The organism is Caloramator sp. E03 (genome assembly GCF_006016075.1).
In the GTDB taxonomy this organism is placed as follows: Bacteria; Bacillota; Clostridia; order Clostridiales; family Caloramatoraceae; genus Caloramator_B.
In genome coordinates, this window is sequence record NZ_CP040093.1 from 1299033 (window position 1) to 1312781 (window position 13749).

Consider the following 13749-nt stretch of genomic DNA (forward strand, 5'->3'; position numbering starts at 1 on the left):
ATCAATTCTTACTTTTTCTGCTAAAAAGTCCTATTTCAATTCCAAAAGCAAGGGTTATTGAACATACTACAATCAAAAGAGCAAAGGATTTTTTTGCAGTAAGCATCATAGCAAGTAGAGCAGTAGTACCAAGTATAACACTTATCGAATACATTATAAATACAACTTGTCTTTGACTAAAGCCCATATCAAGAAGTCTATGATGTAAATGCCCTCTATCTGCCTCCATAATAGGCTTATTATTTATTTTTCTTCTTATCATAGCAAACAATGTATCATATATAGGAATACCAAGAGCTAAAATTGGAACTGCAACAACAACTGCTGCTGCAGATTTAATAGCCCCTTGTATAGATATTGCAGCAAGGGCAAATCCTAAAAACTGAGAACCTGTGTCTCCCATGAATATTTTTGCAGGATTAAAGTTATATGGCAAAAAACCAATGCAACTTCCAGCAAGAGCTGCTGTAAGTAAAACCGCAATATATCTACCACTTATTAATGAAACCCCAAACAAAGTAAGAGAAGATATAAAGCATATACCACAAGCTAATCCGTCAAGCCCATCAATAAGATTAATTGCATTAGTGATTCCAACAACCCATAATATAGTTATAGGTATTCCAAAATATCCTATATAGATATATCCATCTCCAGGTAAAAAGGGAACCGTAATACAGCTTACGTTAATTCCAAAGGCTATAAGTAAAAAAGCTGCTAAAACTTGAAAGGCTAACTTTTGCAATGGCTTTACAGGTCTTATATCATCAATCATTCCTCCGATTACTAAAAGTAAACTTCCTAAAACAATACCTATAACACTTTTATTAAACCTTGAAAAACAAAGGGCTGAAATCACAAAGGATAAAAATATTGCAAGTCCTCCCATCCTTGGTATAGGAGTCTTGTGAATCCTTCTATCATCCTTTGGAACATCAATAGCATTTATATTTATCGCAAACTTTTTAACTAATGGAGTAATTAAAAAGGAGAGGAGAGCTGACAAAATAAATATTCCCCCGTACCTTATCATCTTTTCACATCCTTGGTAAAAACTATACAAACTAATTTTATCATATAAAAACTACATTTACATCTTCATTTTATAAAAAAAGCTGTGATATCACAGCTTTTCAATCTTAATTCCTGACTCATTAAGCATACTTTGAGAGAGCTCATCAGGATAATCACCTTTAAATACTATTCTTTTTATTCCCGATGCTATAAGTATTTTGGCACATATAACACAGGGCTGGGCTGTAACATAAATAGTAGAATCTTCAACGGATATTCCATATTTTGCTGCCTGAATGATTGCATTTTGTTCTGCATGAAGTGCTCTACAAAGCTCATGCCTTTCTCCTGAAGGAACATTAAGCTTTTGCCTTAAACAGCCTATCTCCTCACAATGTTTCATTTTGGGAGGAACACCATTATATCCTGTTGTTAAAATTCTATTATCCTTTACTATTACAGCTCCAACTTGCCTTCTTAAGCATGTTGACCTTTTTTTTACAAGTTCTGCAATTTCCATAAAATATTCATCCCAAGATGGTCTCATTATACCACCTACTTTGTACCAAATATTCTATCTCCTGCATCACCAAGACCGGGAACTATATATCCATGATCATTAAGCTTTTCATCTATATGAGCAACGAATATTTCAACGTCAGGATGCATTTCCCTAACAGCCTTTATTCCCTCTGGTGCAGAAATTAAGCACATAAGCTTTATATTTTTAGCTCCCTTTTCCTTTAATAATGTTATTGCATCAACAGCAGAACCTCCTGTTGCAAGCATTGGATCAGTTATAATAACTTCTCTTTCTTCAATATCCAAAGGAAGTTTACAGTAATATTCAACAGGTTTTAATGTTTCAGGATCCCTGTATAATCCTATATGACCAACTTTTGCTGCAGGTATAAGCTTTAACATACCATCAACCATTCCAAGTCCCGCTCTTAGTATCGGAACTATTGCAACCTTCTTACCTGTCAACATCTTTGCAGTCATTTTACATATAGGAGTTTCAATTTCAACATCCTCAAGCTGAAAATTTCTTGTAACCTCATAGCACATGAGCATAGCAACTTCAGATAGGAGTTCCCTAAAATCCTTTGAACCTGTATTTTTATCCCTTATTATCGCAAGCTTATGCTGAATAAGTGGATGGCTGATAACAGTTACTTTCTCGTCCACTTCTATATTCCTCCTTAATAAGTATTTCTTTTCAATATCATCTATTTTCCCAACCCTTCTTGCATGCCTTCCACCTTCAAATTCAGTGTCAATAAAAGCATCAACCATTTCAATGGCAATAGCCTCACCAGTGATTTTTCCTCCTATCGCCAATACGTTTGCATTGTTGTGTTTTCTTGTCATTTTTGCACTATAAGCATCTGTGCAGTGAGCAGCTTTAATTCCTGGGACTTTATTTGCTGCAATTGAAATTCCTATGCCTGTACTGCATATTAATATTCCTCTTTGACATTCTCCAGATACTATTGATTGTGCTACTGCTAATGCAAAATCAGGATAGTCGCAGGAATCTAATGAAAAGCATCCAAAATCCTTATATTCAATGCCCCTACCTGATAGATGTCTTAAAATAGCTTGTTTTAATTCATATCCTCCATGGTCACACCCTATAGCAAGTTTCATAATTATATCCCTCCTTATGCACTCAAAAAAATATTTTACATTAAGCTTTTAATATTAACAATATCCTTTTTTAACAACAAAAAAGGAAAGTTAAGACACTTAAAGTGCCCTATCTTTCCTTATTTTATCCAATATTCTATCAATTAAATACTTAAGCTGCTTGGCACAGTTTCTATAAATTTCAACATCTCCTCCAAAGGGATCAACTACATCTCCATCCAATCCTGCGTATTCCATAATTGTAAATACTTTCCCTTCAGATGAAGGGAAGATCGATAAAAGCATATCCTTATGGGAATTTGTCATTGTAAGAATTAAATCGCTATCTTCTATAATCTGCTTTGTAACAGGTCTTGCAATATGACAGGATAAATCAATCCCCATCTCTTGCATAACAATAACAGCATTTTTTGATGCACCATCCCCTTTAAAGGCATGAACCCCAGCTGAAGATATTTCAATATCTATATTTAACTTTTCAGCCTCACTTTTAGCTATTGCCTCAGCCATACAGCTTCTACATGTGTTTCCTGTGCATACAAAAAGCAGCTTCATAATTTCCTCCTAAACTTTAACTATATTATATCCAGCAGCTTTTTTTAGCCTATTCATTATAGCAAGATTAATCCCTTCTTCGCCAAAACCTTCTGCATATATAATATCTACATCTATTTTATCAAATTCTCTTAAACAATCAAATAAATTTGCAGCAATAATGCCAGGTTTTTTCCTGCTTCCAAGTGAAATTTTTAAACTACCTTTATATTCATTCACAGTTTCATCTGTTGCTAAAATTCCTGTCTTAATACCTTTCATGTTATTTTCAAGAGTTTTACTGTTTATATATTCTATTACTCTATTTATATCCCCACAAACAATAGTAAGTGGAGCCGATGGTGCATAATGCCTATATTTCATGCCTGGTGCTCTTGGCTTTTCATCATCCTTTAGCTTATCAAGTACTGCAGGATCTATAAAAACATTTCCAATAACCTCTTCCATCATCTCCTTTGTTATGGCTCCAGGCCTTAGTATTATAACTTCTCCATCGCTTACATCTACTACCGTAGATTCAAGACCTACTTCACACTTTTCTCCCCCTATTATCATATCGACCTTTCCATTTAAATCCTCTATGCAATGTTCGATAGTTGTGGGGCTTGGCCTTCCTGATATGTTTGCACTTGGTGCTGCAATAGGAACGCCACTATAGGATATAAGCTTTCTTGCAATTTTATTTAAAGGCATTCTTATGGCCACATTTTCAAGCCCTGCTGTTACCATATAAGGAATTGTATCAGATTTTGGCATTATAATTGTAAGAGGTCCTGGCCAAAAGTTTTCCATAAGAATTTTAGCTTTTTCAGGTATATACTTTACATACTTTGAAATATCAAAATCGGCAACATGAACAATAAGAGGATTATCTTGGGGCCTTCCCTTTGCTAAAAATATTTTTTTACATGCATCTTCATCAAGAGCGTTTGCCCCAAGTCCATAAACAGTTTCTGTTGGAAATACTACCGTTCCACCAGCTTTTATTATTCTTGAAGCTTCTTTTATTTTTTTATCATCCTTCTCATCTATATAATAAACCTTTGTTTCCATTTTTTCCTCCAATGTTAAAAATAATTACATCGTCATTGTAATTAGTATGCCAATTACAACTCCTACTATAATTGATAATGTAGAAAACACTCCTTTAAACAAATCCTTACTCTCTGGTATAAGTTCTCCACAAACTATATAAAGCATTGTACCTCCTGCAAATCCAAGGCAAATAGTTATAAACGTTTTTGATATTTCTCCTAAAAAAGCACCTACATAAGCACCAATTGATGTTGGAAGAGCTGTTAAAGCCGTTAAGAGTATAATCTTAATCCTTGACAGCCTGCTCTTTAAAAGAGGTGATGCAACTGCAGCACCTTCTGGTATATCATGAAGGCCTATAACAATTGCAAGCTTAATACCAAGGGTTTTTCCTCCCATAAACCCAGAACCTATTGCAAGGCCCTCTGGAAAGTTATGGGCTGCAAGTCCAAGTCCTAAAAGTAGAGCAGTTTTAACTGTGCTGCCGTACTTTTTCATAATATGACTATTAGGAAGAGTTAAATCAAGTATAACAACAAATGTCACTCCTATAAATATTCCAACAAGAGTTGTATTCATTCCTCCCATAAGTATAGCCTCTGGAATAAGATCAAAGGTTACAACAGAAAGCATAATGCCCCCTGCAATACCCATTATCATAGACATTAACAGAGTACTTGATTTTTTAAAAAGAGTAACCAAAACAGCCCCAAGCCCTGTTCCAACGCCACAAATAAACGTTGCAATAAATGTTACATATAAAATATTATTCAATTTTCCATCTCCCCAAAATTTATATCTCTTTTAAATTTATTTTGGGAAGCATATATATATTACCCTAAATTATATTCTTCGATAAAAGTTTTTATATACTCAATAGCATCAGGAGAAAAAACGGCGTTATAGCAATTTTTATATAACATATAAAGCATTTGGTATTTTTTGCATCCGCCCTTTTTAACCATTAGGCAGTAAAATTTTTTATTTGGATAAGTTTCATGAAGATATTTATAGGCTTTCTTGTAAACACTCTTCATCTTTATAAAGCTGCTATCAAATTCAAAGAAACCCCTGCTTTTTTTGCCTTTATCCATTATAATTAAAATCTCAAAATCCCCTTGAGGCCTACTTGATACATCAACATACACTATCTTATTTGTATTTATTCCAATAGGAGATGCAAAAAGAGAATCTTTTATTTTAATTTTTTGGTTATTTATTGCAAATTCGAACTTATTATCGGATAGGCTTCTTATAATGTTAATTATAACTAATAAATCAACAAAGGCTGCGTAAATGTAAGCAAAATAAACCTCCCAACCTATAAATATTCCTTCCCCATTTAACACATAAACCATATATGGCATTAAAACTCCAATAGATGCTGATATTGCTATATCCCTTTTCCTTTTGGTTTCTTCCTTTTTAAGCTGCTTTTTTATCTTCATCCTTTCACCTCATTTTATACTTCCATCTCCTAATATCTCCTTTATAATATATCGGTCCTTTTTAACGTTTAATATATAAAAGCTTTTAGTCATTGTGTTAATTTTTATTATTATTGAGGTGTAAATAGCGCCTTCGTATTCTTTTACTGGTATTTTATAATTCTTTAAAAACGTATAAAAATAAATATTTTCCTTATCTCTTGATATTTTATAGCAAAATTTGAAAAGATAGTATAGAAGTATTATAACATCAAATCCAATATTTACAATATTAACCCATAAAAAGCTTTTTTTATACATAAAAATCATATAAAAAATAATAACAGTAGAAACCATGGCTGGGAAGATAAGATAAATAGAGTTTTTTAACCTATAACTTTTCATAATTACCTCCAAAAAAACACCACTAAACGTGGTGTTATTCTCCTAATTCTTTTAATTTTTCTGCCTGATCTGCTGTAATTAGTGCATCTATTACCTCGTCCATATCCCCGTCAAGGAAAGCTTCAAGCCTGTATAGGGTAAGGCCTATTCTATGGTCTGTTACCCTTCCCTGTGGAAAATTGTATGTTCTAATTCTCTCACTTCTGTCACCACTACCAACCTGGCTTTTTCTCTCCTGTGCTATTTCAGCCCTTTGTTTTTCCATTTCCATCTCATAAAGTCTTGCCTTTAAAACCTTCATAGCCTTTTCCTTATTCTTAAGCTGGGATTTTTCATCCTGGCATGTAACAACAAGTCCTGTTGGAATATGGGTAATTCTAACAGCCGAGTCAGTAGTGTTAACACACTGACCTCCATGACCAGATGCTCTGTAAACGTCTATTCTTAAATCATTTGGATTTATTTCAATCTCAACGTCCTCAGCTTCTGGAAGAACAGCAACAGTTGAAGCTGAAGTATGAATTCTTCCTCCTGCTTCAGTTTCTGGAACCCTTTGAACTCTGTGAACTCCACTTTCATACTTTAGTCTGCTATAGGCTCCTTTACCCTTTACCATAAATATTACTTCCTTAAAGCCACCAAGATCCGTTGGATTTGAAGACATTATTTCAACCTTCCAGTTGTGTCGTTCTGCATACCTTGTATACATTCTAAATAAATCCCCTGCAAAGAGAGCTGCCTCTTCTCCTCCTGTGCCTCCTCTAATTTCAATAAATACGTTCTTTTCATCGTTAGGATCCTTAGGCAGCAGTAGAACTTTAAGTTCACCTTCAAGTTTAACTTTAGCTTCTTCAAGCTCCTTAAGTTCCTCTTCAACAAGCTCCTTCATTTCTTTATCGTTTAAAAGCTCCTTATCCTCTTCTATTCTTTTTATAACATTCTTATACTCCCTATAGGCCATAACTATCTCTTCAAGGGAGTTATGTTCCTTACAATATTTTTGAAATAGCTGAGGATCTGAAATAACTTCAGGATCACTTATTTTCTTTGAAAGCTCATCATATTTTCCTTCTATAAAATCTAATTTATCAAGCATATTAATTCCCCACTTTACCTCTATAGTTTCACAATTTTATATTATAGCATAATACTTAATCAATGAACAAGAAATGTTTTGGTATCAATAAAAAATTATTCCAAGAACTGCTGAAATTATAAGAACTAATATAGGATCCATCTTCTTTATAAACAATATTCCAAAGGAAAATATAAAGATAAAAAGACTTTTTAAATCTAGTACATTACTTTTAGTAACCGAATAGGCTGCTGCCAATAGCAATCCTAAAACCGCAGGCCTAATACCTAAAAAAGCAGCTTTAACTTCTTTTTTGTCATAAAACTTTACAAAAAAAGTTGCAATTAAAATTATCATCAAAAAAGAAGGCAATACTATTCCTAAGGTTGCAGCTACACTCCCTATAAATCCTGAAATTTTATAGCCTACAAAAGTTGCAGAGTTTATTGCAATAGGCCCTGGAGTCATTTGGGATATTGCAAGTATATCTGAAAACTCTTTTAGATTTAAGTAATGGTTTTTATCAATTATCTCCCTTTGAATAAAGGGAAGCATTGCATAGCCTCCTCCTATAGAAAAAGCTCCTATCTTTGCAAATATAATAAAAAGCTTAATTATTAGCATCCTTATTCCCCCTTACCCTTGAAACTATAATCCCTGTCACTGCTGAAAATAATATTATAAGTATAGGATCAATTTTTATAAAGAAAGTAAGGACAAAAGCAGCTAATGTAATAACATACCAGTATGATTTTATATTACTACTCTTTCCGATTTTATATACAGAAAAAGAAATAAGGGCTGCAACAGCTGGACGTATGCCACAAAATGCTCTTTCTACTATTTTGAGGCCCATAAATCTTGTAAAGAAAATAGCTATAATGAGTATTGAAAAAAAGGAGGGTGCAACACATCCTAATGTTGCAAAGACTGAACCTAAGACCCCCTTTTTTCTATATCCTATAAAAGTTGCCATGTTAATAGCTAAAGCTCCTGGAGTTGATTGTGAAACTGCAAGTATGTCAATAAACTCATCTTTTTCTATCCACCTTTTCTTATCAACGACCTCAGACTGAATCAGGGGGACCATAGCATATCCTCCCCCTAATGTAAAAGCACCTATCTTTGCAAATACATAAAATAAATCTAAAAGCATATCACATCCTCCATCCTAAAACAGCTCTATCATGCCCTGCTAAATCCTTAAAACATAAAGTTTTATAAAATCCACTGTTCTTTAGAATGTTTTGAACATCATATCCTTGGTCATGACCTATCTCGTAAGCTATAAAGCCATTATCTTTTAAAAAGGGCATAGACTCCTTTGTAATATTTTTATAAAAATAAAGTCCATCCTCTCCTCCATAAAGAGCCTCATAAGGCTCGTAATTTTTAACATCTTCCATAAGATTAGGTATTACTTCGCCTCTAATATATGGAGGATTTGAAACTATAACATCAACCTTACCATATAGTTCTTTGCTAAGACCTTTTAATATATCTGACTTTAAAACAATAACTTTCTCTTCAACTCCATTTAATTTTGAATTTTCTTTTGTTACTTCAAGGGGTATATCCATTATATCAAGGGCATAAACTATAGCATCCTTTTTGTATCTTGCAATGCTAACTGAAATTGCCCCACTTCCACACCCTACATCAACTATTATTGGAGATTTTATATCTTTTACATTCTCTAAAACTTTTTCTACCAGTATTTCAGTATCAGGCCTTGGGATTAATACTCCTTCTTTAACCTTAAAATTTAGGGACATAAACTCCTTATACCCTGTTATATAGCTTACTGGTTCACCTTTTTTTCTTCTTTCAATCTTTGATAGGAATTTGTTTAATACATCCTCTGAAAGTTCCTTATCCCTATTTATATATAAATATACTCTGTCTTTTTCTAATAGATTGCTTAATAGAACCTCAGCATCAAGCTGAGGCGTACTTGAATTATCAAGCATTCTTTTTGCAAGGTTTAAAGCTTCATATACCTTCACTTATTTCATCATTCCCCTTTTGTAAATTATCATCATAAATTACTGCCTTAAGAGCCTTAATTGCAACCTCAAGCTGAGATCTGTCAGGTTCTCTTGTTGTCATCTTCTGGAGCAAAAGCCCAGGTTTTATAAATATTTTTATAAGTTTGCTGTCGGATCTTCCAAAATACTTTAATATCTCATAAGATATTCCTGCAACAAGCGGAAGAAGTATAATTCTTGATAATATCCTGTAATATAAATTAGGCCAGCCCAGAAAGCTAAATATAAATATGCTTACAACCATAACTATAAGCAAAAAGTTGGTTCCGCATCTTGGGTGAAGAGTCGAAAATTTTTCAGCATTTTCAGGTGTTAATTCAAGCTCATTTTCATAACAATATATACTTTTATGTTCTGCTCCATGATATTGAAATACCCTTTGTATATCTTCCATATTACTAATAAAATAAAGATATGCAAAGAATAATACAAGCCTTATTATCCCTTCTAAAAAGTTTATTATAATTGAATTGCCATTAATTTTTTTTACTAAACTTGCAGTATATGTTGGAAGTATGAAAAAAAGCCCTATAGCTATTGCAAAGGATATTAACATAGTAATACCCATCAAAATGCTATCTGCTCTATCGCCAAAGATTTTTTTCATAAATCTATCGAAGGAACTTTCCTCTTCTTCATAAAACGATGCAGAATAGCTTAATGTTTTCAGCCCTGCTGCAAGAGAGTCAAAAAGAGATACAGCCCCTCTTATTATTGGGAGAGAAAATATCTTATTTTTCTTTGCAATAGGTATGCTATCTTCAACTTTAACCTCAATTTCCCCATCTGGCCTTCTTATTGCAACTGCTATTTTATCCTTTCCTCTCATCATAACTCCCTCAATAACAGCTTGACCCCCAATATCTGTCTTTTTAGGCATTATATCACCCTACCTTCTTAACATTTAAAAAGTTAGTCCTCCCATAATTCTAAATACTTCTGACTCCTTTTTCTTAATCTTTCGGTTTCTTCTTTATCTATAGCTATTTTACCATTTATTATTATAACATCTCCCTCTTTTGCATCTTTTGGAAGCTTTTCAATATTAATATTAAATACTTCTCCATTCAAATTTACTGCAACAGCAAATTCCCCCTCAAACCTGTCTATAACAGCCTTCATACTTTCACCTCTTTTGAGATTTTTTAGCTTCGTATTCTTCTTTATGATTAAAATAGCACTTTGGACATAAAGACTCATACTCTATATTGTCTTCTTTATCTATTGCTATTTGTTTTCCTTCAAATACAAATTGACCATTTATCTTTCTTCCATTTAAAAGTGCTTTTTTGCCACATTTACATATAGTTTTAAGCTCCTCAATGCTATGCGCAAGCAAGAGAAGCCTTTCACTTCCCTCAAATCCTTTCATCTGAAAATCAGTCCTAAGCCCATAGCATATAACTGGTATATCCATCTTAACAGCTATTGAAAAAAGCTGATCTATTTGATCTCTTTTAAAAAACTGTACCTCATCAACTAATATGCAATCAACCTTTCCTTTATCCTTAATCCATTTATCAACTATTTCATATATATCTTCATAATAATCAAGATACAAATCAACTTCCCTCGTAACCCCAAGCCTTGAAACAACCTTATTTCCACCCTTAGTATCAGTCTTTGGCTTTATAATTATAACCCTCATTCCTCTTTCTTCATAGTTGTAAGCAACCTGAAGAAGGTTTGTTGATTTTCCACAGTTCATTGCACCATATCTAAAATAGAGCTTGCTCATATAAATCCCCCTTAGAATTTGTATTAAACTTAATATTATTCTATACCTTTAAAGCCCAACAGTCCAATAAAAATTTTTTGTTTAAAATTCGGATAAAATCTAGGGACGGTTAGTGTGAAAAAGTTTTCTCCATCCTTGGTGCCTGGGAGAGTTCCGAAAAATAGCACATTAAAATTTGCTGTACAAGCCAAGGGACGGTTACAAGCCAAGGGACAGTTACTTATTTTATATACAATATCTGCAAAATTAGGGGTACATGCATAAAATATTTTATCTATTATTTAATATAATAATTAACCGTCCCTGCTGTTGCCTTTGACAAGCCTAAAACTTTTTCATGCCGTCGTTGTGGCTACTTTTAGTCATGACCTGTTACTTATTATCTATAATTAATCAACTAAAATTCTGGAATATTTGGGGACAGTTACTTATTAATTATAATTAAATAAATATTTTCTATATTAAAATCAGATTTAAACTATCAACTATACAATTAAAAAAGGCTTTTAAAAATGATGGGCTTCATCACTTCTAAAAGCCTTGTTTAATTCAGCTATAATTTAATTACATTCAGGGCCTCTTTAAGTTTATTTGCACCTTCAAGGTTTTCATGGGATATCTTACTAACTTTTTCTATCTCGTTTACAACATTTTGCGTTTTATTTGCAATATTTTCTGTTCCAATAGCTCCTTCGTTTACAATCCTTGCTACATCCCCAATAGCCTTAACTATATCTGATACTGATTTTGTTGCTTCTACAATCTGAACTCTAATTTCTTCCATATAGTTTGCAATAGTATCAGAATCAGTATTATATTGACCTGCAAGTTCTATAAAAGCATTATAATCATATATTACATTGTTTTCAATAAAATCAAGTATCTCACTTCCACCGTCTGCAAGATTTTTAACCGAATTGTTAACAACTTCAACTACTTTTTGTATATCTTCTGCTATTTTAGAAGATTCCTCGGCAAGTTTCCTAACTTCATCTGCAACAACTGCAAAGCCTCGCCCTGCTTCTCCTGCCCTTGCTGCCTCAATTGCCGCATTAAGTGCAAGAAGGTTTGTTTGATTCGTAATACCAATTATAGCATCTGCTAATTCATTTATTTTCTTTACCTGTTTTGAATCTTCAATAGCTTTTTCTAAGTCATCTTTTACTTTTTGATATACTTTAAGTGCATTATCTTTGGAATCTTTTGTTCCATTTTCTATTAATTCTGCACCTTCTTTTATTTCATTTACATGTTGTGCTACCTTCTCAATTTTCTGCTTTATTTGCTCAACATTTGAAAGTATCGCATCAGAAGTTGCAGTAACTTCCTCTGTTGAAGCTGATGTTTCTTCCATTCCAGCTGCTATCTGTTGAGTTGTAGCCATAGTTTCATCTGCTTCAAATTTTAAAGAATCAACAGTGCTATTCACATTATTAGCATTCATTTCTATTGTATCTGAAATTTCAAGTATTTTTTCTACTATATCCCTTATCTGCTTTCTAAGATTTGCTACTGAATTTGCAATATGCCCAACTTCTCCTTTGTATTTTAAAAGCTCATCATATTCTTCTTTATTATTTAGTTCAAAATTTGAAGTTTCATCTATTAATTTTACTATTCTTTTAAGTGGCTTTGTAAACTTATCAACAAAGAAATATGCTAATAAACCAGCTATAATACCAATAAATCCAAAAATAGAAAGCAATAAATATATTATTTTATTAATTGGTGCCACTATCTCACTTTTATCTGCAGCAGTAACAACAATCCATCCTGTTGTCTTTGTAAAACTATAGGCAGCTATTTTATCTACACCTTTGTAATTATAACTAACTACATCCATTGATACTTTTTGACCTGATTTTGTTTTTTCTACTATTCCTTTTATAACATCATTTTCAACTGGTTTTCCTATTTTTTCTTTATCCTTATGATAAACTATATTTCCTTTTTCATCCACAATGTATGTATAGCCTGATTTTAAACCTGCAACACCTTCATCTTTAACAAATTTTGAAAGACTGCTACATTTTACTGCACATGAAACAAATCCTTTTACGTCTCCATCTATTATTACTGGATAAGTAATCATAACAATAGGCTCTCCTGTTACTTTTGAGGCTAAAACTTCACTAACAATTGGTTTTTTATTATTAAATGTATCAGAAGTATATTGTCTATCCTTAAAACTTTTTCCTATAAGCGTTCTATCATTACCCGCAACATCAGTTCCATTTTTATCTACTAAGAAAATTCCTGCTATATTATCAACACTTTTTGCGTGTCTATCAAATATTTTATTAATTGATTCGGCATCCCCTTGCCCCAAAAGAAAATTTATAACATCGTTTGATTCTGCTAATCCATGAAGCTCAGATATCTCCTTTTCAATAAGAACATCTATCTTTTCAGCTTCTGAATTAGAAATATTTAACATCTCATCCTTTATTCTACCATTAATGTTTTCTTTAACCTTATAATTTGTAGTTACACCCATTAAAATCATAGCTGAAACAAAAATCGTTAGTATCAATATTGTTATTTTTCTCCTCATAGTCATCTTTTATCCCCACCTCCAGTTTTACTATATTTATCGTTCTTCGACAAAAAAACTTAACCCTTTGGTACCCTTTGGGACGGTTACTTAATTTTTCTATAATTAATTAAAATTAAAAATCTAACCTTTAAATAAATTTTTTTACTATTTTTTTATAAGATTTAAGAATAATTAATAACTTTATCATAGCTTGTCCACTTATATAACATATTCTTACTTCAATACCATTTATTTTTCTTTTCATT

The 13749-nt window shown here is 32.5% G+C and carries 16 protein-coding genes and 1 pseudogene; all 17 read right to left on the reverse strand.

Going from position 1 to position 13749, the window contains the following annotated elements; genetic code table 11:
* Position 1: 1 nt before the first annotated feature.
* Positions 2 to 1033: a glycosyltransferase family 4 protein gene (locus FDN13_RS06470; protein ID WP_138979458.1), complete on the reverse strand. Its 1032-nt coding sequence runs from the start codon at positions 1031 to 1033 to the stop codon at positions 2 to 4.
* Between the two features lie 90 nt (positions 1034 to 1123).
* Positions 1124 to 1561, reverse strand: coding sequence for a deoxycytidylate deaminase (locus FDN13_RS06475; protein WP_138979459.1), 438 nt, complete (start codon positions 1559 to 1561; stop codon positions 1124 to 1126).
* A gap of 8 nt (positions 1562 to 1569) precedes the next feature.
* Positions 1570 to 2202, reverse strand: a complete 633-nt coding sequence (upp, locus tag FDN13_RS06480) for a uracil phosphoribosyltransferase (protein ID WP_243120294.1) — start codon at positions 2200 to 2202, stop codon at positions 1570 to 1572.
* A 36-nt stretch (positions 2203 to 2238) separates the two neighbouring features.
* A pseudogene (gene rpiB / locus FDN13_RS14365) lies at positions 2239 to 2664 on the reverse strand (ribose 5-phosphate isomerase B); the annotation flags it as partial.
* 99 nt (positions 2665 to 2763) lie between these two features.
* Positions 2764 to 3219 (reverse strand): low molecular weight protein arginine phosphatase, encoded by a 456-nt coding sequence (locus FDN13_RS06485; protein WP_138979461.1) that lies wholly within the window; start codon positions 3217 to 3219, stop codon positions 2764 to 2766.
* A 9-nt stretch (positions 3220 to 3228) separates the two neighbouring features.
* Positions 3229 to 4272, reverse strand: coding sequence for an L-threonylcarbamoyladenylate synthase (locus FDN13_RS06490; RefSeq protein WP_138979462.1), 1044 nt, complete (start codon positions 4270 to 4272; stop codon positions 3229 to 3231).
* A gap of 24 nt (positions 4273 to 4296) precedes the next feature.
* On the reverse strand, positions 4297 to 5028 hold the full coding sequence (locus FDN13_RS06495) for a ZIP family metal transporter (RefSeq protein ID WP_138979463.1): 732 nt from the start codon (positions 5026 to 5028) through the stop codon (positions 4297 to 4299).
* Between the two features lie 59 nt (positions 5029 to 5087).
* Entirely contained in the window at positions 5088 to 5702 is a 615-nt protein-coding gene (locus tag FDN13_RS06500) for a hypothetical protein (RefSeq protein ID WP_138979464.1), read from the reverse strand.
* A gap of 9 nt (positions 5703 to 5711) precedes the next feature.
* A complete protein-coding gene (locus FDN13_RS06505) occupies positions 5712 to 6086 on the reverse strand; it encodes a hypothetical protein (RefSeq protein WP_138979465.1) in 375 nt (124 codons plus the stop codon).
* A 34-nt stretch (positions 6087 to 6120) separates the two neighbouring features.
* Positions 6121 to 7182 carry a peptide chain release factor 1 gene (prfA, locus tag FDN13_RS06510; RefSeq protein ID WP_138979466.1) on the reverse strand — a complete coding sequence of 354 codons (1062 nt, stop codon included), beginning with the start codon at positions 7180 to 7182 and terminating at the stop codon, positions 6121 to 6123.
* 84 nt (positions 7183 to 7266) lie between these two features.
* Positions 7267 to 7785 (reverse strand): chromate transporter, encoded by a 519-nt coding sequence (locus FDN13_RS06515; protein WP_138979467.1) that lies wholly within the window; start codon positions 7783 to 7785, stop codon positions 7267 to 7269.
* Positions 7772 to 8317 (reverse strand): chromate transporter, encoded by a 546-nt coding sequence (locus FDN13_RS06520; RefSeq protein WP_138979468.1) that lies wholly within the window; start codon positions 8315 to 8317, stop codon positions 7772 to 7774. Before FDN13_RS06520 ends, FDN13_RS06515 begins: the two co-directional genes overlap by 14 nt.
* A 1-nt stretch (position 8318) precedes the next feature.
* Positions 8319 to 9167, reverse strand: coding sequence for a peptide chain release factor N(5)-glutamine methyltransferase (gene prmC / locus FDN13_RS06525; protein WP_138979469.1), 849 nt, complete (start codon positions 9165 to 9167; stop codon positions 8319 to 8321).
* Entirely contained in the window at positions 9154 to 10089 is a 936-nt protein-coding gene (locus FDN13_RS06530) for a DUF1385 domain-containing protein (RefSeq protein WP_138979470.1), read from the reverse strand. Before FDN13_RS06530 ends, prmC begins: the two co-directional genes overlap by 14 nt.
* A 32-nt stretch (positions 10090 to 10121) precedes the next feature.
* Positions 10122 to 10331: a DUF3006 domain-containing protein gene (locus tag FDN13_RS06535; RefSeq protein ID WP_138979471.1), complete on the reverse strand. Its 210-nt coding sequence runs from the start codon at positions 10329 to 10331 to the stop codon at positions 10122 to 10124.
* A 4-nt stretch (positions 10332 to 10335) separates the two neighbouring features.
* The gene (locus tag FDN13_RS06540; protein WP_138979472.1) at positions 10336 to 10947 is read right to left on the reverse strand and encodes a thymidine kinase; all 612 of its coding nucleotides are present in this window, start codon (positions 10945 to 10947) and stop codon (positions 10336 to 10338) included.
* Between the two features lie 553 nt (positions 10948 to 11500).
* Entirely contained in the window at positions 11501 to 13507 is a 2007-nt protein-coding gene (locus FDN13_RS06545; protein ID WP_138979473.1) for a methyl-accepting chemotaxis protein, read from the reverse strand.
* Positions 13508 to 13749 lie beyond the last annotated feature (242 nt).